Source organism: Streptomyces sp. NPDC052042, from assembly GCF_044548345.1.
GTDB lineage: Bacteria > Actinomycetota > Actinomycetes > Streptomycetales > Streptomycetaceae > Streptomyces.
Genome location: NZ_JBIUBU010000033.1, coordinates 21,480 through 46,306, shown reverse-complemented (window position 1 = coordinate 46,306; position 24,827 = coordinate 21,480). Strand labels below are relative to the sequence as shown.

General features: G+C 71.2%; 22 protein-coding genes and 2 pseudogenes. 5 read left to right on the top strand and 19 right to left on the bottom strand.

Going from position 1 to position 24,827, the window contains the following annotated elements; genetic code table 11:
- Positions 1 to 33: 33 nt before the first annotated feature.
- Entirely contained in the window at positions 34 to 810 is a 777-nt protein-coding gene (locus ACIHCL_RS33005; protein WP_399867818.1) for a class I SAM-dependent methyltransferase, read from the bottom strand.
- Positions 811 to 949: 139 nt separating this feature from the next.
- Between ACIHCL_RS33005 and ACIHCL_RS33000 the strand changes: the two are divergent.
- Positions 950 to 1,062 (top strand): annotated as a pseudogene (locus tag ACIHCL_RS33000) (IS630 family transposase); the annotation flags it as partial.
- A 77-nt stretch (positions 1,063 to 1,139) separates the two neighbouring features.
- On the opposite strand, the gene ACIHCL_RS32995 reads toward ACIHCL_RS33000, so the two are convergent.
- The 5 genes from ACIHCL_RS32995 to ACIHCL_RS32975 all read right to left on the bottom strand — a co-directional run bounded on the left by ACIHCL_RS32995 (position 1,140) and on the right by ACIHCL_RS32975 (position 6,464).
- On the bottom strand, positions 1,140 to 2,153 hold the full coding sequence (locus tag ACIHCL_RS32995; protein WP_399867817.1) for a TIGR03842 family LLM class F420-dependent oxidoreductase: 1,014 nt from the start codon (positions 2,151 to 2,153) through the stop codon (positions 1,140 to 1,142).
- Positions 2,154 to 2,198: 45 nt separating this feature from the next.
- Entirely contained in the window at positions 2,199 to 3,590 is a 1,392-nt protein-coding gene (hydA, locus tag ACIHCL_RS32990; RefSeq protein WP_399867815.1) for a dihydropyrimidinase, read from the bottom strand.
- A complete protein-coding gene (locus ACIHCL_RS32985; protein ID WP_399867814.1) occupies positions 3,587 to 3,823 on the bottom strand; it encodes a hypothetical protein in 237 nt (78 codons plus the stop codon). Before ACIHCL_RS32985 ends, hydA begins: the two co-directional genes overlap by 4 nt.
- A gap of 518 nt (positions 3,824 to 4,341) precedes the next feature.
- On the bottom strand, positions 4,342 to 5,625 hold the full coding sequence (locus ACIHCL_RS32980; protein ID WP_399867813.1) for an aspartate aminotransferase family protein: 1,284 nt from the start codon (positions 5,623 to 5,625) through the stop codon (positions 4,342 to 4,344).
- Positions 5,622 to 6,464: a nitrilase-related carbon-nitrogen hydrolase gene (locus ACIHCL_RS32975; RefSeq protein WP_399867811.1), complete on the bottom strand. Its 843-nt coding sequence runs from the start codon at positions 6,462 to 6,464 to the stop codon at positions 5,622 to 5,624. Before ACIHCL_RS32975 ends, ACIHCL_RS32980 begins: the two co-directional genes overlap by 4 nt.
- A gap of 615 nt (positions 6,465 to 7,079) precedes the next feature.
- Here ACIHCL_RS32975 and ACIHCL_RS32970 point away from each other — a divergent pair.
- On the top strand, positions 7,080 to 8,171 hold the full coding sequence (locus ACIHCL_RS32970) for a Rieske 2Fe-2S domain-containing protein (RefSeq protein ID WP_399867809.1): 1,092 nt from the start codon (positions 7,080 to 7,082) through the stop codon (positions 8,169 to 8,171).
- Between the two features lie 455 nt (positions 8,172 to 8,626).
- Here the strand turns inward: ACIHCL_RS32970 and ACIHCL_RS32965 are convergent, their stop codons facing one another.
- The gene (locus ACIHCL_RS32965) at positions 8,627 to 8,896 is read right to left on the bottom strand and encodes a helix-turn-helix domain-containing protein (protein WP_399867807.1); all 270 of its coding nucleotides are present in this window, start codon (positions 8,894 to 8,896) and stop codon (positions 8,627 to 8,629) included.
- A gap of 41 nt (positions 8,897 to 8,937) precedes the next feature.
- On the opposite strand from ACIHCL_RS32965, the gene map reads away from it, so the two are divergent.
- A complete protein-coding gene (map, locus tag ACIHCL_RS32960; protein WP_399867805.1) occupies positions 8,938 to 9,705 on the top strand; it encodes a type I methionyl aminopeptidase in 768 nt (255 codons plus the stop codon).
- A gap of 242 nt (positions 9,706 to 9,947) precedes the next feature.
- Here map and ggt read toward each other — a convergent pair whose 3' ends face one another.
- The 4 genes and pseudogenes from ggt to ACIHCL_RS32940 form a co-directional block, all read right to left on the bottom strand.
- Positions 9,948 to 11,765, bottom strand: coding sequence for a gamma-glutamyltransferase (ggt, locus tag ACIHCL_RS32955; RefSeq protein WP_399867803.1), 1,818 nt, complete (start codon positions 11,763 to 11,765; stop codon positions 9,948 to 9,950).
- Positions 11,766 to 12,003: 238 nt separating this feature from the next.
- Positions 12,004 to 12,486, bottom strand: coding sequence for an MFS transporter (locus tag ACIHCL_RS32950; protein WP_399867801.1), 483 nt, complete (start codon positions 12,484 to 12,486; stop codon positions 12,004 to 12,006).
- A 161-nt stretch (positions 12,487 to 12,647) separates the two neighbouring features.
- The gene (gene murJ / locus ACIHCL_RS32945) at positions 12,648 to 14,423 is read right to left on the bottom strand and encodes a murein biosynthesis integral membrane protein MurJ (protein WP_399867799.1); all 1,776 of its coding nucleotides are present in this window, start codon (positions 14,421 to 14,423) and stop codon (positions 12,648 to 12,650) included.
- Positions 14,420 to 14,626 (bottom strand): annotated as a pseudogene (locus ACIHCL_RS32940) (peptidoglycan bridge formation protein FemAB); the annotation flags it as partial. The gene murJ and the pseudogene ACIHCL_RS32940, both read right to left, overlap by 4 nt.
- Before the next feature lie 255 nt (positions 14,627 to 14,881).
- Here ACIHCL_RS32940 and ACIHCL_RS32935 point away from each other — a divergent pair.
- Entirely contained in the window at positions 14,882 to 16,105 is a 1,224-nt protein-coding gene (locus ACIHCL_RS32935) for an Ig-like domain-containing protein (RefSeq protein WP_399867798.1), read from the top strand.
- A 247-nt stretch (positions 16,106 to 16,352) separates the two neighbouring features.
- Here the strand turns inward: ACIHCL_RS32935 and ACIHCL_RS32930 are convergent, their stop codons facing one another.
- The 5 genes from ACIHCL_RS32930 to ACIHCL_RS32910 form a co-directional block, all read right to left on the bottom strand.
- Positions 16,353 to 17,225, bottom strand: a complete 873-nt coding sequence (locus ACIHCL_RS32930; RefSeq protein WP_399867797.1) for an amino acid ABC transporter permease — start codon at positions 17,223 to 17,225, stop codon at positions 16,353 to 16,355.
- Entirely contained in the window at positions 17,222 to 17,866 is a 645-nt protein-coding gene (locus ACIHCL_RS32925; protein ID WP_399867795.1) for an amino acid ABC transporter permease, read from the bottom strand. The genes ACIHCL_RS32930 and ACIHCL_RS32925 overlap by 4 nt, the downstream gene beginning before the upstream one ends.
- Before the next feature lie 16 nt (positions 17,867 to 17,882).
- Positions 17,883 to 18,794, bottom strand: a complete 912-nt coding sequence (locus tag ACIHCL_RS32920; RefSeq protein WP_399867794.1) for a glutamate ABC transporter substrate-binding protein — start codon at positions 18,792 to 18,794, stop codon at positions 17,883 to 17,885.
- Positions 18,795 to 18,807: 13 nt separating this feature from the next.
- Positions 18,808 to 19,551 (bottom strand): amino acid ABC transporter ATP-binding protein, encoded by a 744-nt coding sequence (locus tag ACIHCL_RS32915; protein WP_399867793.1) that lies wholly within the window; start codon positions 19,549 to 19,551, stop codon positions 18,808 to 18,810.
- A gap of 144 nt (positions 19,552 to 19,695) precedes the next feature.
- Positions 19,696 to 20,127 (bottom strand): DUF6278 family protein, encoded by a 432-nt coding sequence (locus ACIHCL_RS32910; RefSeq protein WP_399867791.1) that lies wholly within the window; start codon positions 20,125 to 20,127, stop codon positions 19,696 to 19,698.
- 431 nt (positions 20,128 to 20,558) lie between these two features.
- On the opposite strand from ACIHCL_RS32910, the gene ACIHCL_RS32905 reads away from it, so the two are divergent.
- Positions 20,559 to 21,737: a Cmx/CmrA family chloramphenicol efflux MFS transporter gene (locus ACIHCL_RS32905; RefSeq protein WP_399867789.1), complete on the top strand. Its 1,179-nt coding sequence runs from the start codon at positions 20,559 to 20,561 to the stop codon at positions 21,735 to 21,737.
- A gap of 171 nt (positions 21,738 to 21,908) precedes the next feature.
- Here ACIHCL_RS32905 and ACIHCL_RS32900 read toward each other — a convergent pair whose 3' ends face one another.
- From ACIHCL_RS32900 to ACIHCL_RS32890, 3 genes are all read right to left on the bottom strand, one after another.
- Complete coding sequence (locus ACIHCL_RS32900; RefSeq protein ID WP_399867787.1) at positions 21,909 to 22,688, bottom strand: exodeoxyribonuclease III; 780 nt, start codon at positions 22,686 to 22,688, stop codon at positions 21,909 to 21,911.
- A gap of 151 nt (positions 22,689 to 22,839) precedes the next feature.
- Positions 22,840 to 23,496, bottom strand: a complete 657-nt coding sequence (locus ACIHCL_RS32895; RefSeq protein ID WP_399867785.1) for an MBL fold metallo-hydrolase — start codon at positions 23,494 to 23,496, stop codon at positions 22,840 to 22,842.
- 13 nt (positions 23,497 to 23,509) lie between these two features.
- A complete protein-coding gene (locus ACIHCL_RS32890; protein WP_399867784.1) occupies positions 23,510 to 24,781 on the bottom strand; it encodes an alpha/beta fold hydrolase in 1,272 nt (423 codons plus the stop codon).
- Positions 24,782 to 24,827: the final 46 nt, after the last annotated feature.

Genomic DNA, 24,827 nt, shown 5'->3' with positions numbered 1-24,827 from the left:
CCGGGCGGCTGGACGGCGAGGGCAGGCGGCGCGCTAGGCGCGGGTGGCCTCGAAGGTCCACACGTTGTCTGCGGCTGTTGGCGCGGTGCCTGCCCGGTAGCCGCCGTGGACGGTGACATCGGTGAAGCCCGCCTGGTGCAGCATGGCTGTGAACTCGGCCAACCCGAACCACAGCAGGGAGAAGACTTGAAGCTCGGTGCGCGTCAGCGTGCCGTCCTTCCAGGCTTCGTAGCGGAGCCAGCGGGTGGTGCGCTGGGCTACCGGGTCTGCGTGCGTGCGCCAGGTGGTGAGGGTGAGTAGATCGCTGCCGTTCCAGTGGTGGCGGACCAGTCCGGTGTCGGGAGTCGTGCCCGCGGACGGCGGTTCGATGTCGACGATCAGCCGGCCTGCCGGAGTCAGGTTGTCGTGCATGGCGGTGAGCGCGGTCCGCGCGCTGTCATGGTCGGGAAGCAGGGCGAAGGAACCAGTGGGGATCACGATCGCTTCGAAGGCTGCGGGGTCGTGGTGTGTGGTCATGTCGCCCTCGAACACGTCGGCCTTCAAACCTCGCTGCGCACAGTTGGTGCGGCACTGTTCCAGCATGACGGTCGAGGTGTCGTAGCCGTGCACGGCAAGTCCCTGTTCGAGCAGGGGGATCAGGATTCTGCCGGTGCCCACGGCGGGTTCCAGGACGGGGCCGGACACGTTCCGAAGGCGGTCGGCGTAGAACTCGACGTCTCCGAACGAGGTGCCGACCGGCTTGTCGAGCTCGTAGAACAGGGTCGCCAGCGGTCCGTAGCGCCAGGCCGTGTTGTCGAATCCGGTGTCCATGCGTTCCTTCGGTGCCGTTCCACGTCAAAAAGAGTGCTCTGCCTGCTTCTTGTGGAGATACTGCTATGACGCCGTCCGTAAGACCAGCGGATATGCGGGCATGGCCGCACCGGTGCGTCCGCGTGGGATTGACGACGATGACGGCGAGGTCATCCCCGAGAACGGTGGCCGGACGTCGTCTTCCGCGTGGACGGGCTCGGCCCGCTCAACCCGAGGCCCCACCCGGGCCGGCAGTGGGCCGAGCACGGCGGCGGGTGGCGTGCAACGTCCGGCTGGGCCGACTCCGCAGGCGGCCCAGCCGGGCCGCCCCCACACTTCTGCGGCGACGGTCAGCCGAACGACGGGATGATCGTGGAACCGTAGGCGTCGATGGTGCCCTCGCGGTCGTCGTGCATGTTGTAGACGGCGAACTGGTCGACGCCCAGGTCCTTGAGGTGGCGGAGTTTTTCGATGTGGGCCTCGGCGGGGCCGAGGAGGCAGAAGCGGTCGACGATCTCGTCGGGAACGAAGTCGGTGGACGGGTTCCCGGCACGGCCGTGGTGGGAGTAGTCGTAGCCGTGGCGGTTCTTGATGTACGCGGTCAGTTCGTCGGGGACCATGGCGGAGTGCTCGCCGTACTTGGCGACGAGGTCGGCGACGTGATTGCCGACCATCCCGCCGAACCAGCGGCACTGGTCTCGGGCATGGGCGAGGGCCCCGGGCGAGTCGTCGGAGGTCACGTACGCCGGGGCGGCGACGCAGATGGTGAGGGCGTCGGGGTCGCGACCGGCCTCCGTGGCGGCCTGGCGGACGGCCTTGACCATCCATTCGGTGAGGAAGGGGTCGGCGAGCTGGAGGATGAAGCCATCGGCCTTCTGGCCGGCGAGGGCCAGCGCCTTCGGCCCGTACGCCGCCATCCACACCGGCAGCCTCCCGTCCTTGATCCACGGGATGCGGATCGGGTTGCCGTCCACCACCGCCTCGCGTCCCTCGGCGAGGTCGCGGATGACCTCGATGGCCTCGCCGAGCCGCGCGAGGGTGTTGGGCTTGCGGCCGGCGACGCGCATGGCGGAGTCGCCGCGGCCGATGCCGCAGACGGTCCGGTTGCCATACATGTCGTTGAGGGTGGCGAAGGTGGAGGCGGTGACCTCCCATGTCCGCGTCCCGGGGTTGGTGACCATGGGGCCGACATGGAGTTTCGTGGTGTGTTCGAGGATCTGGCTGTAGATGACGAACGGTTCCTGCCACAGCACGGCGGAGTCGAAGGTCCAGCCGTAGCGGAAGCCGTTGCGCTCCGCCCGGCGCATCAGCTCGACGACCTGCGAGGCGGGCGGATCGGTCTGGAGGACGAGTCCGAAGTCCACTGGGGACCTCCAAGTTCAAGTCGGTGTGGTCAGGTCCGGGTGGGGTCAGCCCAGGTACTGGCAGGTGGCACGGGGCACAAACGTGCCGTGGCCTGCGTGGCCCACGTACTCCCTCTGATCGATCACGACCTCCCCGCGTGACAGCACCGTCTCGACCCGACCGGTGACCGTCTTCCCCTCGTACGCCGAGTAGTCGACGTTCATGTGGTGGGTCCCGGCCGACAGGGTCTGCGTCGCGTGCGGGTCGTAGATCACGACGTCCGCGTCCGCGCCCGGCGCGATCGTGCCCTTCTGCGGGTAGAGGCCGAACATGCGGGCCGGGGTCGCGCAGGCGATCTCGATCCAGCGGCGGCGCGAGATGTGCCCGTCCACGACGGCCTGGTGCAGCAGGTCCATGCGATTCTCCACCCCCGGGAGGCCGTTGGGGATCTTCGAGAAGTCGCCCCGGCCCAGCTCCTTCTGGCCGGCGAAGCAGAACGGGCAGTGGTCGGTGGAGACCACTTGGAGATCGTTCGTCCGCAGGCCGCGCCACAGCGCCTCCTGATGCTCCTTCGGGCGGAGCGGGGTGGAGCAGACGTACTTGGCGCCCTCGAAATCCGGCTCCGCGAGATTGTCGGTGGAGAGGAAGAGGTACTGGGGGCAGGTCTCACCAAAGACCGGCAGCCCCATGTCGCGGGCGGCGGCCAGCTCGGCGACCGCCTCCTCGGCGGAGACGTGCACGACGTACAGGGGTGCCCCGGCGACCCGGGCGAGCTGGATCGCCCGGTGCGTCGCCTCCGCCTCCAACAGCGCCTTGCGCACCTCCCCGTGGTAACGGGGGTCGGTCTCACCGTGGGCCAGGGCCTGCTCCACCAGGACGTCGATCGCGATGCCGTTCTCCGCGTGCATCATGGTCAGCCCGCCCGTGTCGCCGGCCACCTGCATCGCCCGCAGGATCTGCCCGTCGTCCGAGTAGAAGACCCCCGGATAGGCCATAAACAGTTTGAACGAGGAAACACCGAGCTCGACCAACCTCGGCATCTCCTTGAGCGTCGACTCGTTCACGTCGGACATGATCATGTGGAACGCGTAGTCGACCGCGCATTTCCCGTCCGCCTTCTGATGCCAGGCATCCAGGCCGGCCCGAAGCGCCTCGCCCTTCGACTGCACCGCGAAATCGACGATCGTCGTCGTCCCGCCCCACGCCGCAGCACGCGTCCCCGTCTCGAACGTGTCCGAGGCGAACGTGCCGCCGAACGGCAGCTCCATATGCGTGTGCGCATCGACCCCGCCCGGGATCACATACTTCTGCGAAGCGTCGATCACACGGTCCGCGGTCCATTGCTGGGTTCCCGGCGCCGCCAGAGCAACCACCCGGCCGTGCTCGATCAGCACGTCCGCACGCATCTCCTCGGCAGACGTGATCACGAGGCCGCCGGAAATCAGAGTCCGAGTCATTTCCCAGAATTCCCTTCACGCCGACCATCGACCACGCCACCACCGGCAGGGGCCGGGGCCACACCCCGGCCCCTGCCGGTGGCGTCGATTCTCCGGTCGGTGCTCCAACTCCCGGTGGCCGCGCTGTCGTGCGCCGTGAGCGCGGCGATGCGGCCGTCCTCGATGAGTACGCCGGCATGGATTTCGTCGGACGCGGTGACGGCGAGGCCGCCGTGGATGACGGTGCGTCTCATGTACCCCTCCTCACTGTGGCGGAACGGGTCTACGCACGTAGACAAGTGCGTGGTGAAGAACGTAGAAGCGGGTTACCCACTGTGGCAATACCGCTGCGATCAACCGCCGAAGACGTTTCCGTTTCCGCGGCCCGGCACTCCACCGGCCCACAGCCCCGGCGGCACGCCCCGCCCCGCCCGGAAGCCGCCGCGCCCGTCCGGTCCCAGCCGGGCGGCTTGGCCGCTGCCCGCCGCGCGGGGGCACACTCCACCGACACCTGCCCGGGTGGAGCGTTCCCGCCCGCGCGCCCGCCCATCGGGAGCGGTCCGCCCGTGCACGGAACCCGTGCCCCCGACGGCCAACACCCGCCCGGCCGGGCGTGTACGGACGGGGCCCCGGCGGGGGCGGGAACGCGCGGTGCCGGCCGGGGCCCGGCCGCTCCCCCCGGCACCGCCCCCTCACCGGCCGTCGGCGGTGCTCCGGAGCCGCGGGCGGCTCGTTCCGCCTCTCTCCTGCGCCCGCTCTCGACCCGCCGCTCTCAACCCACCGTTCGAAGGGCGGCGCCCAGGATCTCCGCGCCCTCCTCCGCCTCCCGGACGGTCAGCGAGAGCGGCGGGGCGATCCGCAGCACGCTGGTGTCGTGGCCACCGCCCTTGCCGATGAGCAGGCCACCGTCCCGGGCCGCTTCCAGTACAGCTGTGGCCGCCTCCGGATTCGCCTCCTCCGTGCCCGGCTTCACCAGCTCGATGCCGGCCATCAGCCCCCGGCCGCGCACCTCCCGTACGCTCGCGCAGGCGGCGCCGACCGCGCGCAGCCGCTCCATCAGCAGTCCGCCGACGCGCCGGGCATTGCCCTGCAGATCGTGTTCCAGAAGGTAGGAGAGGTTGGCGAGACCGGCCGCCATCGTGACCGGGGAACCGCCGAAGGTGGAAATGGAGTTGGCGTCGAGGCAGTTCATGACCTCGGCGCGGGCCACGACACCGCCGATCGACATGCCGTTGCCGATGCCCTTCGCGAACGTGAGAATGTCCGGCGGCCCGTTCTCGCCGTGCGCCTGCCAGCCCCAGAAGTGCTTGCCGGTGCGGCCCCAGCCGGTCTGCACCTCGTCGGAGATCCAGAGGACTCCGTGCCGGTCGAGGACCCGGCGGAACGCCGCGTACAGTCCGTCCGGCGGTGAGGTGAACCCGCCGACGCCCTGGATCGGTTCGGCGATCAGGGCGGCGGGTGTGCGGGTGTGGCCGAGCAGGTCCTCCAGATCGGCGACACAGGCCGCGGTGAACTCGGCGTCGCCCAGGTGTGCGTAGGGCCCCCGTGTGCGGACACCGCCGTGCACGTACAACGTCTGCAACGGGGACAGACTCGTGGGCGACCAGGCCCTGTTGCCAGTGATGGAGACGGCGGAGAACGATCTGCCGTGGTAGCTGTTGCGCATCGCGAGGATCTGGTTCGACCGGCGGTACGCGGTGGCGAGCAGCAGCGCGGTGTCGTTCGCCTCGGTTCCCGACGTGGTGAAGAAGACCCGGGCGTCCGGGATGCCGGAGAGTGTGGCGACGCGCTCGGCCAGTTCGACCATCGGGCGGTTGAGGTACAGCGTGGAGGAATGGATGATCCTGCCCGCCTGCTCGGCGACCGCCTTGGTCACCTCGGGCAGCGCGTGGGCCGTCATGGTGGTGAGGATGCCGCCGAAGAAGTCGAGGTAGCGCCTGCCGTCGGCGCCCCAGACGTGCCGGCCCTCGCCGTGGGTGAGCTCCAGCGGATCCTTGTAGTAGAGCGTCAGCCAGCCGGGACTGACGGCGAGATGGCGCTGGTGCAGGCTGCTCACGGCTCGACCAGTCCCTCGTAGGCATCGGGACGGCGGTCCCGGTAGAACGCCCACTGCTGCCGGACCTCGTCGATGAGACCGAAGTCGAGGTCGCGCACGACGAGTTCCTCCTCCCTGTCGGAGGCGACGTCGCCGACGAACTGACCGCGCGGATCGACGAAGTAGCTGCTGCCGTAGAAGTCGTTGTCCCCGTACTCCTCCTGGCCCACGCGGTTGATCGCGGCGATGAAGTACTCGTTGGCGACGGCGGCGGCGGGCTGTTCCAACTGCCACAGGTAGGCGGAGAGGCCGCGCGACGTGGCGGACGGATTGTACACCAACTTGGCTCCGCTGAGCCCGAGTTGACGCCATCCTTCGGGGAAGTGCCGGTCGTAGCAGATGTAGACGCCGACCTTGCCGACGGCGGTGTCGAAGACCGGCCATCCGGCGTTCCCGGGCTTGAAGTAGTACTTCTCCCAGAACCCCTTGACCTGCGGGATGTGGTGCTTGCGGTACTTGCCGAGATAGGAGCCGTCGGCGTCGATGACGGCGGCGGTGTTGTAGTAGAAGCCGGACTGCTCGACCTCGAAGACCGGCACCACGATCACCATGCCGGTCTCCCGGGCGAGGTCCCGCATGCGCCGGACCGTCGGACCGTCGGGGACCGGCTCGGCCCAGCGGTAGTGCTCGGGTTCCTGCACCTGGCAGAAGTAGGGGGCGTTGAACACCTCCTGGAAGCCGATGATCCGCGCGCCCCGGCGGGCGGCCTCGCGCGCGTGCTCCTCATGCTTGGCGATCATGGATTCGGTGTCGCCGGTCCAGGTCGCCTGGACGAGGGCGGCGCGTACGACTTGGGACATGAGCTGCTCCTTCGACACGGCGTCAGAGAGCCTCAACGCGTTTCTACGCCCGTAGACGCGGGCGTAGAGGAGAACGTAGGCCCCGCCACACAGCGGGGCAAGACCATTGCCGTGAACCGGCGGAGTCGATCACGTTTCACACCCGTGCGGTCCACACCCCACCCGCTCACCCGTTCGATCGATGCGCCGCAGGGGCGGGGACCGACGGCTCGCCGCTCCCTTCGCAACGGCGGACGGGGCCCCAGCACGATTCGCCGCTCGCCTCGCGGCCACCGGCAAAGTCCCACCACGGCCGCCGTCCTCGCCCGGATTCGGCGCCCAGCACCCGCCGACGGCGCCGCACCCCGGCGGGTCCGCGGACTCCGCGAAGCAGGCCGCCGGACGGCCGCCCTTCGCCGAAGTCCGCGCCGTCGCCGTGCGTTTCACGCTCAGACGCCCGACGGCGCCCTGGCCCCATGCCGGGCGGCGCAAGGGCGATCGGGCGGCCCCCGACCGTCAACCCGCCACTCGAACCGTCCTGTTCGGCCCTTCCCGATCGGGTGATGTGGACGGCCTCGCGAGGATCTCGGAACGGTCTGGGCAGCCTCCAGACGAACAGCCTTGAAAGGGGACGTCGTGGGACTGTCACGCGCATACGAAGGCGGCATCAGCGAAGGACCGACCCCGGCCTGTGCCGCGGACACACCCGCTCTCCCCTACCCGAGCGGCTGGTCCGCGCTGGCGTTCTCCGACGAACTGCGGCCGGGCACCGTGCTCACCCGCCCGCTCGCGGGGCAGGACGTGGTGCTGTACCGGCTCGGTTCGGGAGCGCTCCGCGCCATCCGGCCGTACTGCCCGCACCTCGGTGCCCATCTCGGCCTGGCGGAGGTCGAGGGCGACGATCTGGTGTGCCCCTTCCACCACTTCGCGTTCGGGCCGGACGGCACGTGCGTGCGGACGGGCTACGACACCAGGCCGCCGAAGTCGCCCCTGGCCCAGTTGTCGGTGCACGAGGTCAACGGCGCCGTCTTCGTGTGGCGACACCACGACGGCCGGGCCCCGGACTGGTCCATCCCCGAGTGGCACCGGATCGGACACCGGCCCGCTCGCAGTGCCGCCTGGGAACTGGCCGGGAACGCCCAGGAGGTCATCGAGAACTCGGTGGATGTCGGCCATTTCGCCACCCTGCACGGCTGGAAGAAGGCCGAGATGGGCGGCCCGGTCATATACGACGACGCCACGTTCCATGTATCGATGCGGGCCCACGAGTCGGCACCGGTGCTGGGGGACTTCGTCGTCGAGGTGGAGGTGGACGGTTACGGTCTCGGCTGCCTGCACGCCGATGTGTACACGCCCCGGATCGGACTGCGGATGTGCACGATGGTGATGCCGACCGCCATCGCCCCCAACCGCATGCAGTTCCGACAGCAGAACCGCGTCGCCTTCTCGGAGCCGGCCCGGCTCCCGGCACCGCTCGCACGCGTGGCAAGTCGCACCGCCGCCCGGCTGCTGGACCGCGCCATCTTCCGGTCCAGCTGCGAATTCACCGCCGCCGACTTCCCGATCTGGCACCACAAGCAGTACCGGCAACCGCCCGGGCTCGCCCACGGGGACGGCCCGATCGGCCCGTTCCGGCGCTGGGCCCGCCGGTTCTATCCGGCACCGGGCGAGGATCCGGGGCTGCGGCCCGCCCCCGGACCGCCGCCCGAAGAGGCGGAGATGCGGTAGCCGGAAGGGACCGCCTCTCGACCTCCGCGCAGCCACTGCCGAAGCCGGAAGAAACGGGGCCGGCACGAGCACGGCGACCGCCGCGACCGCAACGGCCGTAGCGGCTACCACTCACCGGTCCCCGGCCCGGCGGTCTGCCCGGCTGCCCGGCTGCCCGGCTGCCCGGCTGCCCGGCTGCCCGACCGAACGCGATCCCGGAAGTGCGGTCGGCTTCGCTCCAACGGGACCGGCTCCCCGGCCGACACGACGCATGGCCGCCGTCACGAACCAGCACGGGCACGTCGCCCTCGTACGCGATCACGAGAGCCGCGCCGGCCTGGCGGCGATCCCGGCCCCCCCTCTCGCAGAGAATCCCTCCCGCGACGCGAGGGGCGAGGGGCGAGGCAGGCTGCGCGCCCGGATGCGCCCAGCAGCCGCCGGCGCACCGCCCCACGCACCGCCCCACCATGAATCGGCTACCCGGCCAGTGGTACCGCATCGGGTTCCGGGGCGCACCGGGCGAGCAGATCGTCCATCGAGAGTCCGAGCGCTCCGGCCAGCGCGGCGACGGTGAAGAAGGCGGGCGTCGGCGCCCGTCCCGTTTCGATCTTGCGCAAGGTCTCGGCGGAGATCCCGGCGCGCGCCGCGATCTCGACCATGCTGCGTCCGCCGCGCGCCTCGCGCAGCAGCGTGCCAAGCCGTTCGCCGCGCCGGCGTTCCTCCGGAGTCAGGGGGTTTCGCACCATGCCGTCATTCTAATACCGCCCGGACCGGTATAGTAATTGGAATGGTGCAGCTCAAGACAGACACATCCATCGAAGCCATGCGCGAGACCGGCCTGGTCGTCGCCCACATGCTGGCGGCCGTACGAAAGGAGGCCGCGGTCGGCGTCTCGTTGCTCGAACTGGACGCGGTAGCCCGGGAAGTGCTCCACGAGGCGGGCGCCGGGTCGCCGTTCCTGAACTATCGTCCGCACTTCGCGCCGGTCCCGTTCCCCGCCGTGATCTGCGCGTCGGTGAACGACGCGATCGTGCACGGCATCCCGACCGGCCGTCGGCTACGTGACGGCGACCTCGTCAGTATCGACGCGGGTGCCACGCTCAAAGGCTGGGCGGGCGATTCCGCGATCAGCTTCACCGTCGGGCGCGCCCGGCCCGAGGACACGCGGCTGATCGACACGGCGTTCGCAGCCCTGGATGCGGGGATCTCGGCGGCGGTCGTCGGCAACCGGATCGGGGACATCGCGCATGCGATCGGCACGGTGTGCCGCAAAGCCGGTTACGGCATTCCGGACGGGTTCGGCGGCCACGGTGTGGGGCGGTCCATGCACGAGGACCCGGCCGTTCCCAACGAGGGGCGGCCGGGCCGCGGCATGCTGTTGCGGCACGGGATGGTGCTGGCGATCGAGCCGATGCTGACCGGTGGCGGGACGGACGGGTACTACCCGGACCGGGACGGCTGGACGTTGCGTACGTCCGACGGCTCCCGCGCGGCACACGCCGAGCACACCGTGGCCATCACCGACGACGGGCCACGTGTCCTGACCGCGTTGTGACCGCCGCTCACGATGCCCGCCCGACCACTCGACGGCTCGACGGCTCGACGGCCGCAGCCTGCCGCTCCACCCGTCGCGCGCGTCCTCGCAACCGGCCCTCTCCGGCGGGCCGGAAGGGCCGGTGCGGGGACGCGCCAAAGACGGACCCGAAGCCGTATCCGCCTCAAGAGCGCTGCGGCTGGTCCGTCACCGGAGTCGCTTGATGACGAACCAGCCTCATCAGAAAGCTTATTGACGAACCGTCATGGCCTTCCGGACGGCTGGACGACCATGGCCGACCCGCCGCCCCTGCGCACCTTCTCCGCAGCCGCCAGCCAACGGCCGTCCGGGAGGCGTTGCACGCCCGTCGCCGCTCCGAGTTCCGAGGTGGACTTGAAGGCGTGCCCCAGAGCCTCCAGTCGGGCCCGCACCGGGCTGTTCCAGAGCGCCGGTTCGATTTCCGTCGTCGCCGCGTTGCGCTGGCTGGCGCGCGGTGCCGCGATGGCGTCGACGAGCGGCAGCCCGCGGTCGACGGTGCCGATGAGCGACTGCAGCACGGTCGTGATGATCGTGGCGCCGCCCGGCGAGCCCAGGGCCAGCACCGGCCTGCCGTTCTTCAGCACGATCGTCGGCGACATGGACGACCGGGGCCGCTTGCCCGGACCGGGCAGGTTGGGGTCGTGGACCGCCGGGTCGGCGGGCGCGAACGAGAAGTCCGTCAACTCGTTGTTGAGGAGGAAGCCGCGCCCCGGGACGGTGATGCCGCTGCCACCCGTCTGCTCGATCGTGAGGGTATAGGCGACGACGTTGCCCCACTTGTCGGCCGTCGTCAGATGCGTGGTGTTCTCGCCCTCGTACGTCGTCGGGGCCGCCGGCCCGCCGGTCCGGCAACCGGACGACGGGCGCCTCGGGTCCGCCGGAGCGAGCGGGCTGGTCAGCACCGCGTCGTCCCTGATCAGGCAGGCCCGCGAGTCCGCGAAGCGCTGCCGCAGCAGTTCCCGCGTCGGTACGTCCTCGAACGCAGGGTCGCCGACCCACCGCCCCCGGTCCGCGAACGCGATCCGGCTCGCCTCGATGAAGCGGTGCAGGTACTGCTTCTCGGTCGCCTTCGAAAGGTCCGTGTGCTCAAGGATGTTGAGCGCCTCGCCCACGGTCGTGCCGCCGGAGGAGGAGGGCGCCATGCCGTACACGTCCAGTCCGCGGTAGCGGACCTTCGTCGGATCCCTGCGCAGCACGCGGTAGAAACGCAGGTCCTCGGCGGTGAGGTCGCCGGGACGCACGACCCGGTCCGCGCCCGGGTCCACCGGCGGCTTGCGCACGGTGCGTACGATGTCGCCGGCCACCTCGCCCCGGTACAGCTCGCCGACGCCCTTGCGGCCCATCAGCTCGTAGGTGCGCGCCAGATCGGGGTTCTTGAAGACGGAGCCGACCACGGGCAGTCGGCCGCCCGGCAGGAAGAGCTTCCGGCTCGCCGGGAAGTCCGCGAACCTGTCCTGATTCGCCTCGGTCTGCGAGCGGAACGTGCCGTCGACGACGAAGCCGTCCCTGGCGAGCCGTACGGCCGGTTTCAGCACCTCCCGCAACGACTTGCTGCCCCAGGCGTCGAGCGCGGCGGCCCAGGTGGCCGGAGTGCCGGGGGCACCCACGCCCAGCCCGCTGGTGACGACCTCGTCGAAGGCGATCGGCTTGCCGTCCTCCAGGAACAGCGAGGAGTCCGCGCTTCGCGGCGCGGTCTCCCGGCCGTCGATGGTCCGCACGGTGTGCTTCCGGGCGTCATAGTGGACGAAGTAGCCGCCGCCCCCGATACCCGACGAGTACGGTTCGCTCACGCCCAGCGCGGCCGCCGTCGCCACCGCGGCGTCCACCGCGTTGCCGCCCTTGCGGAGCACCTCGATCCCGGCGGCCGAGGCGTCCGGGTCGACGCTGGAGACCGCCCCTCCGTAGCCCACCGCCACCGGCGACTTGGGGGGCGGAGCATGGGGTGGTGCGGGCGAGGACGTCGCCGGGGCGGTCGCCCCGATCGTGGCGACCGCGGCGAGCACCGCCGTCAACGAGACTTTCCGTGCTAAGGATCGTCGCACAGGCACCTCCGGTGAAGGATTGTCCGCCGCAGGGTAGCGCCGCTCCTGCCCCGCCGTCAGGAGCGCCGTGGGCTCGGATCCGCACGCCCGCCAGCATGCCCGCCCCCGCATGACGACCTGCGCGACATCGGCCTCGGTGCGACGGCCACCGGTGTCAGCGCCTCGGTGGGTCCGGCGCGTCCACCGCGGCGAGGTCGGTGAGGGCGCAGACCGGGGAGCCGCCCGGGGGGGCAAAACGTCATACGGGAGACAAGGTCCGCTCATCGGCCTTGTCACGGTCGCCGTTGCGCAGGTAGGGGCGAGCGAGAGCGGGCAGGACCGCCAGGATCGCGAGGAAGGCCAGCACGATGCCCAGGATGACGGGGGAACGGAGCCCGTAGGCCGGGATCAGGGCCGATCCGATAGCGGAGCCGAGGATGACTCCGAGGGTGATGAAGGACGCGTGGATGGTGTTGACCAGCGGCGTGGTGCTGCCGGCTCGCTGCACCCGCACGGCCATCGCGGGGTTCATCGTTACGCCGACCAGACCGATGCCGAGCATGAACGCCAGCGCCGGCGCCGGAGCGTCGGTGAAGACCGCGAACCCGGTCAGGAAGATCACGTTGAGGGCGGTGCCGATCAGCAGTGTCGAGATGGTGTGCCGGTCGGCCAGGCGGGCGACGATCACATTGCCGACCAGGGTCGCGGCGCCGTAGGCGAGCAGCAGCAGCAGCGGAACCATGCCCTCGCCGCCCGGGCGCCCGTCCCCACACCGCGTATCCCGCACCGGGCGACCGGCTGAGGCGGCGGGCACGGGGCCACCGGGGACCGGCCGCCCGGACGGGCGGTCGCGCGGCCCCTCTCGGGGCCCACCGGTCGGCCGTACGGAGCGGGCAGCGGGTCTCAGGCCCGGCGCAGCCGACCCCGGGCCGCCGCGATCGCGGCGCTGATCTCCCTCAGCCGGAGCGGCCGGGCCAGCAGCGCGAACGTGAGCAGGAGCGCGGCGGTCCCCGCTCCCACCGCGGCGAAGTCCCCGAGCCGGTCGCAGGCGCGTGCGGTCACATGCCCCAGCAGTCCGGCGGGCACCGCCGCGACCACCAGCCGCAGCTGTGCCCACAGTCCGGGCGACCGCAGCAGCGAACGCCTCCTGTCGCCGCCCGGGCCGGCGCCCACCCCCGGAGCGCCGCCCGCCCCCGGGCCGCCGTCCACCCCCGGAGCCCCGCCCGCGCCGCCGACGGCCCCGAGCCCCGGCGAGGCCCCCGCAGCGCGGGCGGAGAGCCTGCGGTGCAGCACGTACGCGGTGACGCCGAAGCCCGCGAACAGGGCCACCGCGTACGCCCCGGCCATGCCCGTCACGGCCCAGCGCACCGGCAGCAGCAGGTAGGCGGCGACGGACAGCCCGGCGTTGAGCGCCGCGATCACCAGGTTCAGGAGGAACGGGGTGCGGGTGTCGCTCATCGCGTAGAACGCGCGGGAGAGCACGTACTGCCCGGAGTAGGCGATCAGCCCCGGCGCGAACGCCGCCATCATGCCGGCCATGACCGCGATGTCGGCCTCACCGGTGCGTCCGTACCCGTACACCGCACCCATCACCCACGGCGCCAGCGCGAACAGGACGGCCACCGCGGGCACCACGACCGCGGCCGAGGTGCGCAGGGCGTACGAGACATCGCGCCGCACCCCCGCGAGGTCGCCCTCGGCCGCGGCCCTGCTCATCCGCGGCATCAGGGCCGTGACCAGGGAGACGGTCACGATGCCGTGGGGCACGACCCACAGTTGGTAGGCGTAGCTGTACGCGGTGTAGCCGGGACCGCCCGCCACGTGCTGCTCGACGGCGTGCTGCCCGGTGGCAGTGGCGAGCCGGGTGACCACCCAGTAGGCGATCTGGTTGGTCAGCACGAGCATGACGAGCCAGCCGGCCGCGCGCAGCGGCCGGGTCAGTCCGCTGCCCCGCCAGTCGAATCGCGGCCGCCAGCGGAACCCCGCGGCGCGCAGCGAGGGCAGCAGGGCGAGCGTCTGCACGACGATCCCGGCGGTCGTGCCCCAGCCGAGCCAGCGGGCCTGCGCGGCGGTCAACGTGCCGTCGGAGTGCGCGGCGACGGCCAGGTAGAGCCCGAACACCGCGATGATGACGAGGTTGTTGAGGACCGGGGTCCACATCATCGCGCCGAACCGGTCCCGGGCGTTGAGGACTTGGCCCAGGAGGGTGAAGAGACCGTAGAAGAGGATCTGCGGCAGGCAGTAGCGGGTCAGGGCGATGGTCAGATCGGCTTGTCCGCCCTGGTAGCCGGGGGCGTAGAGCGAGACGATCCAGGGTGCCGCGACGACGGTGAGCGCGGTGAGCGCGAGCAGTCCCGCGGTGCAGACCGTGAGCAGCCGGTCGGTGTACGCCGCTCCGCCGTCGTCGTGGTTCCGGGCGGCCCGCACCAGTTCGGGGACGAACACGGCGTTGAGGGCGCCGCCGATGAGCAGCATGTAGAGGATGTTGGGCACGGTGTTGGCGACGGTGTATCCGTCGGCCTGGAGTCCGGTGCCGAGTGCGGCGACGACGACGGCGGAGCGGACGAAGCCGGTGGCCCGGGAGACGAGGGAGCCGGACGCCATGAGGACGCCGCTGCGCAGCACCGAACCGGACCCGCGTTCCCCGGTCTGCGCGGGGGCCGTGGTGGGGGCCGTCATCGGCGGGCCAGGCAGGCCTGGAAGGCTCGGTAAAGGGTGTTGTTGGCGGCTCCGCCCACCGATGTCTCCCGCTCTCCGAGGGTCTCGACCACCTGCCCGCCGATGCCGGGCTTCCGGCGCGGCAGCCCGAAGGGACGGTCGTCGGGGTCAAGGGTGGAGGGTACCCCGCGCATGTTGTGCGCATCAGCGCCGAGGGCGCGGGCATGGGCGGGGGCGTGGGCATGGGCGGGGGCGTGGGCATCGAGCCGGCCCTTCCTGTTCCCCCGCTTCGGCTCCGCGGGGTCGCACCGGATGCTCACAGCTCCGGACCGCGCCGAGCGGCGTATGTGAGCGGACGACGACCGTTGCGCTGCGACCGATGTCACACAGAGGATTTCCCGGCTTTCAACCGTTTTGCGGAACCTGCCGTCACGTGCGCTCCTCTCCCTCATCGAAAAGCACTGCCTTGGAGGTCTTCCTTGTTCTCCGCACACCGGCGCACCCGCCGCATGTCACCACTCGCCCGCCCGGCCGGGCTCGCCCTGATCGCCGGGGCCGCGGCGCTGGGCATCTCCCTCACCGCCTGCAACGGCGCGTCCGCGTCGGACTCCCTCGCGGATTCCGGGAAGGCCGCCGGGAACGCGCCCGCGCGCACCACCCGGATCTCGGTGAACCTCCAGGGCTCCGGCGCCGCCGCCGGACAGCCGGTGAAGGTGACGCTGGAGGCCGGAAAGCTGAAGGCGGTCACGGTGCGGGCGGCCGACGGAGGCGCGCTCACCGGCCGGATATCGGCGAACGGCCGGGCCTGGACGTCGGACCGGCCCGCCGCCCCCGGCACCAGCTACCGCGTCGAGGCCCGGGACACTGAGGGCGGCAGCGCACAGGCCGGCTTCAGCACCGCCGCGGCGAGCAAGGTGAACAAGCTGTCCCTGGCCCCCGGCAAGAACACCACGGTCGGCATCGCCCAGCCCCTGTCGATCGTCTTCGACCACCCGGTGAAGAACCGGGCAGCGGTCGAGAAGGCCCTGAAGGTCACCACCTCGAACCGCACCGAGGGCTCCTGGGGCTGGCTGCGCGACTACTCCGGCCGGGACCGCGTCGACTGGCGGCCCAAGGAGTACTGGAAGCCCGGCACGAAGATCACGCTCGACGCCGCTCTCAACGGCGTCGACTCGGGCCCGTCCGGCGGCTGGTTCGTCCGTGACTACCGCACCGCGTTCACCATCGGCGCCCATCAGGTGGTCAAGGTCGATCTCGACCGGCACCGGCTGGCGCTGAAGCGGGACGGGAAGACCGTGATGGACGTGCCCATGTCGGCCGGTACCCCGGGCGGCATCAAGGCGTCGTGGCGCGGCACGGCCGTGCTGATGTCCAAGGAGGGCACGATCAACATGCGCTCGGAGACGGTCGGCCTGGGCGACGCCTACGACAAGATGGTCGACTCGTCGATGCGGCTGACCTGGTCGGGGATGTACGCCCACGCCGCGCCGTGGAACGCCGCCTACTTCGGGGTGGCCAACCGCAGTTCGGGCTGTGTCGGCATGAGCGACGCGAACGCCGCGGCGCTGTACCGGCAGGTGCGCGTCGGCGACCCGTTCGAGATCAGCGGCGCGGAGGCCAAGGGCACGATCGCGGAGGGCAACGGCTACGGCGAGTGGAACGTGTCCTGGGCCGACTGGCTGGCCAAGAGCGCGCTGAGGTGAGCCGGGGGTGCCCGGGCCGCGCCGCCGGACCGCGCCCCGCGCGGGGCCGTGCCCGTCCGTCGCCGTGCCCGTCCGTCGCCGGGCGCGGGCGGCCACCGGGCCCGCTCCCCCGCTGCCCCCGGGCCACGGCCGTACCCGACTCCGCGAGGTCACCGGCACGCCCCATCCGGTGACCGGCGCCGGACCTGTCCGCCGTACGTCGAGCACCGTCCGGCGCGGCCGGTCCGCCCCGTACGCGCCCGTCCGGCTACCGCACCCCCGGCAGCACCGTTCCGGGCTCGGCCGGGGCCACTTCCACCGCCGTCGTCTTCGGGCTGCGCCGCTCCTGCCTGGCCACCCAGGTCGCGAACCAGGAGAGCAGCATGCACATCCCGATGTAGATCGGTGAGATCACCATCACGACGGGGATGAAGGGGAGGTCGTAGTCGAGGTTGGACGCGATGAGCTTGCCGGCGTGGAGGAACTCCTCGTAGGTGATCAGGTAGCCGAGCGAGGTGTCCTTCAGGGCCACCACGAGCTGGCTGATGATCGTGGGCAGCATGGCGCGCACCGCCTGCGGGGCCAGCACGTACGTGGTGACCTGGGTCTTGCGCATCCCGAGGGCGTACGCCGCCTCGCGCTGCCCGCGGTCCACGGAGTTGATCCCGGTGCGGAACACCTCGGCGAGCACCGAGCCGTTGTACAGGGTCAGGCCCGTGACCAGCGCGGTCAGCGGCTGCGCCTTCAGCGCCACGAAGACGAAGAAGATCATCACCAGGACGGGCATGGCCCGGAAGAACTCGACGAGCAGCGTCGAGACCCAGCGGACGGCCCGGTGGTCGGAGAGCCTGCCGACGGCGAGCACCGCGCCGAGCGCGAGGGACAGCACCGCGGCGTACGCGAACGCCTTGAGGGTGTTGCCCAGGCCGCGCAGCAGGAGCTCCTGGATGCCGACGTACGCGAACGGTGTCCATTTGGCCCCGCTGAACTGCCCGGTGTGGAGGAGCAGGTAGACCACCCAGCCGACCGCCGCGAGGATCAGGGCCGTCGAGACGACCCCGTACAGGCGGTGGCGTCTGCGGGCGGCCGGGCCCGGGAGGTCGTAGAGGGCGGTGGCGGCCGACGCGGTGCGGGCGGTCATCGGGCGACTCCCCAGCGCTTCTCCAGCACGTTGAAGAGCGCGCTGATGGACAGGGTGATGATCAGGTAGCCGACGGCGATCCAGACGAAGGTCCAGATGATGCTGTAGCCCAGCTCGTTGAGGGTCTTGTAGGTACCGAGGAGCTCGGTGACGCTGAACGCCCCGGCGATCGCTGAGTTCTTGGCGAGGGCGATGAGTGTCGAGCCGATCGGCGGGATCACCGAGCGGAACGCCTGCGGCAGCACGATGTGGTTCAGCGTCTGGCCGAACGTCATGCCGAGGCTGCGGGCCGCCTCCCCCTGCCCCTTCGGCACGGTGCCGATGCCGGAGCGCAGCACCTCGCAGATGAACGCGGAGGTGTAGCAGCCGAGCGCGAGGACCGCGAAGACCCTGAAGGGGAGCACCAGGCCGAAGCGCGGCAGCCCGAGCAGGACCGCGAAGAAGAGCAGGGTCAGCGGGGTGTTGCGCAGCACCGTCACCCACACCGTGCCGAGCGTCCGCAGCGAGCCGACGGGCGCCACCCGGAAGGAGGCCATGACGAAGCCGAGCAGCAGCGCCAGGACGGAGGAGTAGACGGTCAGCTCGACGGTGCCGAGGAAGCCGTCGCCGTACAGCGAGAAGTTGTGCGTGAGTACGTCCATGTCGGTTCCCGTCCTCTCAGCCGGCCGGGTAGCGGTCGATGGGGGGCGGGGTCGGCGCGGGCGTTCCGGACAGGCCGAGCGTCGACTCGAACGCCTTCTTCCAGTTGCCGTTCCTCTGGTTGGCCGCCAGGGCGTCGTCGAGGGCGAACCGCAGCGCGTTGTCGCTTCGCGGGACGCCGATGCCGTACGGCTCCCTGGAGAACGGCTCGCCGACCACCTTCAGCTCCTTGGGTGCCTTGGCCGCGAAGCCGAGCAGGATCGCGTCGTCGGTGGTGACGGCGTCGACCTGGTAGGTCAGCAGGTTGTCGACGCAGATCGAGTACGTGTCGTAGGAGACCAGGACCGCCTTCGGGTATTCGGCGGCGATGCGCTGGTACGGGGTCGATCCCGCCGCCGAGCAGACCGTCTTCCCGGCCAGGTCCTGCGGACCGTTGATGCCGTGCTCGTCGGTGCGGACGAGGAGTGACTGACCGGCCATGTAGTAGGGGCCCGCGAAGCCGACGAGTTTCTTGCGCAGGTCGTTGATGGTGTAGGTGCCGACGTAGTAGTCGATCTGGCCGTTCTGCAGGGCCGTCTCGCGGTTGGCGGAGGCGATGGTCCGGAAGCGGACGGTCTTCGGGTCGAAGCCGAGCGAGGCGGCCGTCATCCGGGCGATCTCGATGTCGAACCCGGAGTAGGCGCCGGTGGCCGGGTCCTTCTCGCCGAGGTACGGCTGGTCCTCCTTGGCCCCGACCCGGAGGTAGCCGCGTTTCCTCGCCTCGGTCCAGGTCGGCGACTGGGGAAGCCGGAAGCCGGTGTCGACCCGGTACACGGGCAGTTGCTCGGGCCTCGGCCCCTTCACGGGCGGACTGCCCTCCTTTCCGCACCCGGCGGCGAGGAAGACCAGCAGGAGACAGGCGCAGGCGGCCAGAACTCTTCTCGTACGCAACAGGGAGCCCCCGTCAGTGCTTGAGGATCTTGGACAGGAAGTCCTTGGCGCGCTCGCTCTCCGGCGCGGTGAAGAACGCCTCGGGCGTGCGGTCCTCGACGATCAGTCCGTCGGCCATGAAGACGACGCGGTTCGCGGCGGAACGGGCGAAGCCCATCTCGTGGGTGACGACGACCATGGTCATGCCGTCCCGGGCGAGCTGCCGCATGACTTCGAGCACCTCGTTGATCATCTCGGGGTCGAGTGCCGAGGTGGGTTCGTCGAAGAGCAGGGCCTTGGGGTCCATGGCGAGGGCGCGGGCGATGGCCACGCGCTGCTGCTGACCGCCGGAGAGCTGGGCGGGGAACTTGTCGGCGTGCGCGGCGAGGCCGACCCGCTCCAGCAGTTCCCGGGAACGCCGGTCGGCCTCGTCCTTCTTCCGTTTGCGGACCTTGAGCTGGGCGAGCGAGACGTTGTCCAGCACGGTCCTGTGGGCGAAGAGGTTGAACGACTGGAAGACCATGCCCACTTCGGCCCGGAGCCGGGCGAGCGGCTTGCCCTCCTCGGGCAGCGGCCTGCCGTCGATCGTGATGCGGCCCGACTCGATGGTCTCCAGCCGGTTGATGGTCCGGCAGAGCGTCGACTTGCCGGAACCGGAGGGGCCGATGATCACCACCACCTCGCCGCGGCCGACGGTGAGGTCGATGTCCCGCAGGACGTGCAGACGTCCGTAGTACTTGTTGACGTTCCGCAGTTCGATCAACGGCTCGGCGGCCATGCGCTGCCCCACCCACTCTTCGCTTCGTCGAGGTCAGCGCAAACTATCCAGCGTGAAAAAGGGCTTCACCACCGACACGCGCAAATGGGGCATAAGGATTCTTTTTCGATTTTATGGAGAGCCCTGGCCGTCACCCGAAGAGCCCTACCCCTCGGCCGACTCCGAGTAGACCTGCGAGAGCTCCGGGCTTCCGGCCATCGCCCAGTCCAGCCCCGCCTCCACCACGTCGATCTCCCGCCCCGAGGGCAGCCGCACCACGGGCCGACCACTCGGCCAGATGCTCCAGACCGCGCCCGGGACATTGCGCACCAGGACCGTGCCGAGGTACAGGCCCGCGTCATTGCCCAGCCAGGGCAGTTCCTCGGGATCGTCGCGCCAGCGCGGCGGCAACTGGTCGAGAGCCGCCAACGAGGCCGGACTGTCGTCGAGTTCGAGACCCCGCTGCCCCGCCCGGACGCGCAGCAGTTCGCACTCGGCGAGCAGCTCGGCCACGCCTTCGGGATCGGCCGAGGCGAGCCCCGGCTCCCGCGTATCGTCGTGCCGCTTACGCCAGTTGTCCAGGAAAGGGATGTTCATACCAGTCAGGGTCGCATCCCGCCCAAAGAACGCACCACAGGGCGCGCGGGCGGTCGTGCGCGTACTGGGCCGGTTCCCGGGCTCCGCGCCCGCGCGCCACCGCACCCCGGACCGGCCGGCCCGGACACCGGCCGGCGGTACTCCGACATCGGCTGGTAGTTTCGCGTCCATGAGCGCGCTCCCCCGCGGCCGTCAGGGCCAAGAGCGCCGCTGCCGCCCGGCTGCCCTCGCGGGTCCTTCCGCGTAGGCCGCTTCTCCCGTCCGCGCTCGTGCGCGGGCTTCCCGCCCCGGCGTTCACCGCCCGGCCGGTTCCGTCCCGGAACACCCCGGACGTTCTCCCGCGTCGCCGTCCGTCGTACCGACATGACGGACGGGCGCGGCCCGCACCCCCTCCGCCCGGTCCCTCCGTCAGCCGTTCATGGGGTTCCTTCATGCCTTTCGCCGTATACGCGCTCGGGCTCGCCGTCTTCGCCCAGGGCACGTCCGAGTTCATGCTGTCCGGCCTGATCTCGGACATCGCCGCCGACCTTCATGTGTCCATTCCCGCCGCCGGGTTGCTGACCTCGGCCTTCGCGGTCGGGATGGTCATCGGGGCGCCGCTGATGGCGCTCTTCAGCCGCGGCCGGCCGCGCCGCCGCGCCCTGCTGTTCTTCCTGTGCGTCTTCGCCACCGTCCACGTCGTCGGGGCGCTCGCCCCCGGCTACGGGGTGCTTCTGGCGACACGCGTCGCCGGGGCACTGGCGAACGCCGGTTTCTGGGCCGTGGCGCTGGTGACCGCGGTGTCCCTGGCTGGTCCCGAGGCCCGGGCCCGTGCCACGTCCGTGGTGGTGGGCGGCGTCACCCTCGCTTGTGTGGCGGGGGTGCCGGCCGGGGCGGTACTGGGCGGTCATCTGGGGTGGCGGTCGGCGTTCTGGGCCGTGGCCCTGGTCTCCGTTCCGGCCGCAGCCGTGATCGCCGCGACGGTCCCGGAGGCCCGTCCGGAGTCGATCCCGGCGTCCGCCGGGGCCGAACTGCGGGCCCTGGCCGGTCCGCGGCTGCTCTCGGCGCTGCTCACCAGCGCCCTCGTGCAGGGGGCGACGTTCTGCGCGTTCTCCTACGTCGAGCCGCTCGCCACCCGGGTCACCGGTCTCGGCCAGGGCTGGGTGCCGGTACTGCTCGCACTGTTCGGCCTGGGTTCGTTCCTGGGGGTGACCGTCTCCGGGCGGCTCGTGGACGCACGGCCGACCGCCTTCACCGCGACCGGTCTGGTCCTTCTCGCGACCGGCTGGGCGGGGTTCGCACTGACCGCGGGGAGCCCGGCCGCGACCGTGGTGTTCGTCCTCGTGCAGGGGATGCTCGCGTTCGGCACGGGGACGGCGCTGATCTCGTGGGTGTTCCGGCTGGCGCCCGGTGCGCCGACGCTGTCGGGTTCGTTCGCCACCTCCGCGTTCAACGTGGGTGGCGCACTTGGGCCGTGGTTGGGCGGACTCGCGATCGACGCGGGGTTCGGCTTCCGGTCTCCGCTGTGGGTGAGCGCGCTGCTGATGGTCCTGGCGCTGGGCACCGGCTGGACGGCGCTCGGAGCGCGCCGGGCCGCCGACCGGAGCCGGGGCGACGTGCCCGCCGTCTGACCGACGGCGGACGAGGCCCCGCCCGGCGCTGTCCGGGCGGGGCGGGTCCCTGGTCGCAGCAAGCAGCCAGCAAGCGGGACAAGGACGGAAGCCACCGTAGCCGTGCCCACTGACAACGGCCGCCCCTCGACGGTGGAGCCGAGCCCTGCGGACCGACGCAGGGGGCCGAGGTCAGAGATCGAGGTCGACGACGACCGGGGCGTGGTCGGACGCGCCCTTGCCCTTGCGCTCCTCCCGGTCCACATAGCTGTCCGAGACCGCTGCGGCGAAGGGGGCGTTGCCGTACACGAGGTCGATCCGCATGCCCTTGTTCTTCGGGAAGCCCAGCTCCCGGTAGTCCCAGAAGGTGTAGGGGTGGTCGTACTTCAGGGGGCGGGGCACGACGTCGGACAGGCCCTCCTGGCGCAGTGCCGCGAGGGCGGCGCGCTCGGCGGGGGTGACGTGCGTGGCGCCCTCGAAGAGGGCCGGATCCCAGACGTCCTCGTCGGTCGGGGCCACGTTGAAGTCACCGAGGACCGCGAACGGCTGCGTGCCCGCGGCGTCCGCGGCGACCGCCTTCTGCAGGGCCTCGAACCAGCGCAGCTTGTAGGCGTAGTGCGCGTGCTCGATCTCGCGGCCGTTGGGCACATAGACCGACCAGACCCGGACCGGACCGCAGGTCGCGGAGATCGCCCGCGGCTCCTGCACGCCCTCGTAGTCGGGCCCGTCCGGCAGGCCCGTGACGACGTCGGACAGGCCCACCCGGGAGACCAGCGCGACCCCGTTCCACCGGCCGGTGGCGTTGACCGCGGACTCGTAGCCCAGTTCGCGGAGCTGCTCGGTGGGGAACTGTTCGGCGGTGCACTTGGTCTCCTGGACGCACAGCACGTCCGTGCCGGTGCTCTCCAGCCAGGCCAGCAGCCTCGGGAGCCGGGCGGTGATCGAATTGACGTTCCAGGTGGCGATGCGCATGTAGGTAAACCTAGTGCCGTGGCGGGAAAAGTTCACCGGCGGACCTCCCCGGCCACGGCACGGGCCGCCGGCGCCGACTCCCGCCGGGCCGGCGGGAGTGGCGGGAGTGGCGGACCGGACCGGTGGTGTATCCGGAGCCGGTCCGCCGAGGTCACAGTCCGGTGGAGTCCCCCGGGGCCAGCCGGCCGTGCTCGGCGCCGCCGAGGGCGCCGATCTGGTTGTCGTAGATCGGCCGGGCGAGATCGGTGAGCAGGGCGTCGTGAACGTCGATGGCGCGGCGCGGCGCGACCTCGCGCACGTAGTCGATGACCTCGGAGATCTTGTTCCAGGGGGCCATCACCGGAAGCATCAGGGTGTCGACGGGGCGGTCGGGGACGGTGAGCGCGTCGCCCGGGTGGAAGACCGAAGCGTCCACCAGGAAGCCGATATTGGTGATTCTCGGGATGTCCGGGTGGATCACCGCGTGCAGCTCTCCGTGCACCTGTACGTCGAAGCCCGCGACGGCGAACGTGTCGCCGTGCCCGACCGTGTGGACGCGGCCGGGGAACGCCGCGGAGAGCCGGTCGGCGACGCTGCGCAGGGTCCAGACGTCGACCGCCGGGTCGGCCTCCATGGCGGCGCGCAGCCGATGTTCGTCGAAGTGGTCGGGGTGCTCGTGCGTCACCAGGATGGCGTCGGCGCCGACGGCGGCGTCCTCCTCGGAGAAGCCGCCCGGGTCGATGACCAGCGTCCGCCCGTCCTTCTCCAGCCTTACGCAGGAGTGCTTCTTCTTCGTCAGGGTGAGACCCGCGGGGTTCACAGCATTCATGGGTCCCATGCTGCTACGGACGGGGCGTCGTTTCTTCCCGGATCACGGACTGGGCGATCGAGAACGCCGCGCTCGCGGCCGGTACCCCGCAGTACACGGCGGTCTGCATCAGCACCTCCTTGATCTCCGCCGGCCCGAGGCCGTTGCGCAGGGCGGCCCTGACGTGGGCGGCGAGGCTCTCCCGGTGCCCACCGGCGACCAGCGCGGCGAGGGTGACACAACTCCGGGTGCGGCGGTCCAGGCCCTCCCGGGTCCATACCTCGCCCCAGGCGTACCGCGTGACGAGTTCCTCGAAGTCTGCGGTGAAGTCGTCGACATCGCCCATGACCTGGTCCACGTGGGCGTTGCCGAGCACCTCGCGGCGCATCTTCAGCCCCTGCTCGTACGGGTCCACGCGCCCGGTGGCCGGGGGCTCGGGCCGTTCGGCGGCGGTGATCTCCGCGACCGGCAGCACGGGGGCCGAGAGTCTCGGGGTGTCGGCGGGCATGGGGATGCCTGCCAGGGTGTCCTGCCAGGCCGTGGAGAAGTGGGTGAGGAGCAGATCGGTGACGGCCATGGGCTGCTCGACCGGGGCCAGGTGGGCGGCCCCGGGGACGAGGGCGAGCCGGGCGTCCGGTATGCCCGCCACCAGGGTGCGGGCGTCGCCCGGACCGGTCACCCGGTCCTCGGCGCCGACCAGGACGAGGGTCGGAACGGTGATGCGGTCGAGTTCCGCGCGGGCGTCGAAGGCTGCCAGGGCCTCGCAGGCGGCGATGTAGCAGCCGGGGTCGGTGGTCCGGACCATCTGGACGGCCCAGTCGACGATGGCCGGCTGGGCGGCGGCGAACGCGGGGGTGAACCAGCGTTCGGGCGCGGTGCGGGCCATCGGTTCCAGCCCGTTGGTACGGACGACCACCCCGCGCTGGCGGAACTCGTCGGCGCTGCCGAACCGGGCCGAGGCGGCGACCAGGGCGAGCGAGGCGATCCGGTGCGGGTGCCGCAGCGCGAGATCGGCGCCGATCGCGCCGCCGATGGAGCAGCCCGCGTACCCGAAGCGCTGGACCCCCAGCGCTTCGAGGGTGGCGAGCAGCCGGTCGGAGAGCTCGGTGATGGTGCTGGCCGGGTGGGCGGGGGCGCCCCCGTGACCGGGGAGGTCGAAGCGGAGGACCCGCCAGCGCTCGGTGAGCTCCGGTATCTGCCGGTCCCACATGTGCCAGCTGGCGCCCAGTGCCGGGCCGATGACCAGTATCGGTGCGTCTTCCGGTCCGTCGAAGCGGTACTGCAGGGTTTCAGTCGTCTTGCTCACCCACTCACGCTCCCATATCCCGCGTCTTCCCTCGGGAGGGGGTCGG

What these genes read in the sequence shown, in the direction of transcription:
- ACIHCL_RS33005 (WP_399867818.1), bottom strand. Translation starts at nt 810, where the DNA reads ATGGACACCGGATTCGACAACACGGCCTGGCGCTACGGACCGCTGGCG.
- hydA (WP_399867815.1), bottom strand. Translation starts at nt 3,590, where the DNA reads ATGACTCGGACTCTGATTTCCGGCGGCCTCGTGATCACGTCTGCCGAG.
- ACIHCL_RS32985 (WP_399867814.1), bottom strand. Translation starts at nt 3,823, where the DNA reads ATGAGACGCACCGTCATCCACGGCGGCCTCGCCGTCACCGCGTCCGAC.
- ACIHCL_RS32975 (WP_399867811.1), bottom strand. Translation starts at nt 6,464, where the DNA reads ATGTCCCAAGTCGTACGCGCCGCCCTCGTCCAGGCGACCTGGACCGGC.
- ACIHCL_RS32965 (WP_399867807.1), bottom strand. Translation starts at nt 8,896, where the DNA reads ATGGTGCGAAACCCCCTGACTCCGGAGGAACGCCGGCGCGGCGAACGG.
- map (WP_399867805.1), top strand. Translation starts at nt 8,938, where the DNA reads ATGGTGCAGCTCAAGACAGACACATCCATCGAAGCCATGCGCGAGACC.
- ACIHCL_RS32950 (WP_399867801.1), bottom strand. Translation starts at nt 12,486, where the DNA reads ATGGTTCCGCTGCTGCTGCTGCTCGCCTACGGCGCCGCGACCCTGGTC.
- murJ (WP_399867799.1), bottom strand. Translation starts at nt 14,423, where the DNA reads ATGACGGCCCCCACCACGGCCCCCGCGCAGACCGGGGAACGCGGGTCC.
- ACIHCL_RS32930 (WP_399867797.1), bottom strand. Translation starts at nt 17,225, where the DNA reads ATGACCGCCCGCACCGCGTCGGCCGCCACCGCCCTCTACGACCTCCCG.
- ACIHCL_RS32925 (WP_399867795.1), bottom strand. Translation starts at nt 17,866, where the DNA reads ATGGACGTACTCACGCACAACTTCTCGCTGTACGGCGACGGCTTCCTC.
- ACIHCL_RS32915 (WP_399867793.1), bottom strand. Translation starts at nt 19,551, where the DNA reads ATGGCCGCCGAGCCGTTGATCGAACTGCGGAACGTCAACAAGTACTAC.
- ACIHCL_RS32910 (WP_399867791.1), bottom strand. Translation starts at nt 20,127, where the DNA reads ATGAACATCCCTTTCCTGGACAACTGGCGTAAGCGGCACGACGATACG.
- ACIHCL_RS32905 (WP_399867789.1), top strand. Translation starts at nt 20,559, where the DNA reads ATGCCTTTCGCCGTATACGCGCTCGGGCTCGCCGTCTTCGCCCAGGGC.
- ACIHCL_RS32900 (WP_399867787.1), bottom strand. Translation starts at nt 22,688, where the DNA reads ATGCGCATCGCCACCTGGAACGTCAATTCGATCACCGCCCGGCTCCCG.
- ACIHCL_RS32895 (WP_399867785.1), bottom strand. Translation starts at nt 23,496, where the DNA reads ATGAATGCTGTGAACCCCGCGGGTCTCACCCTGACGAAGAAGAAGCAC.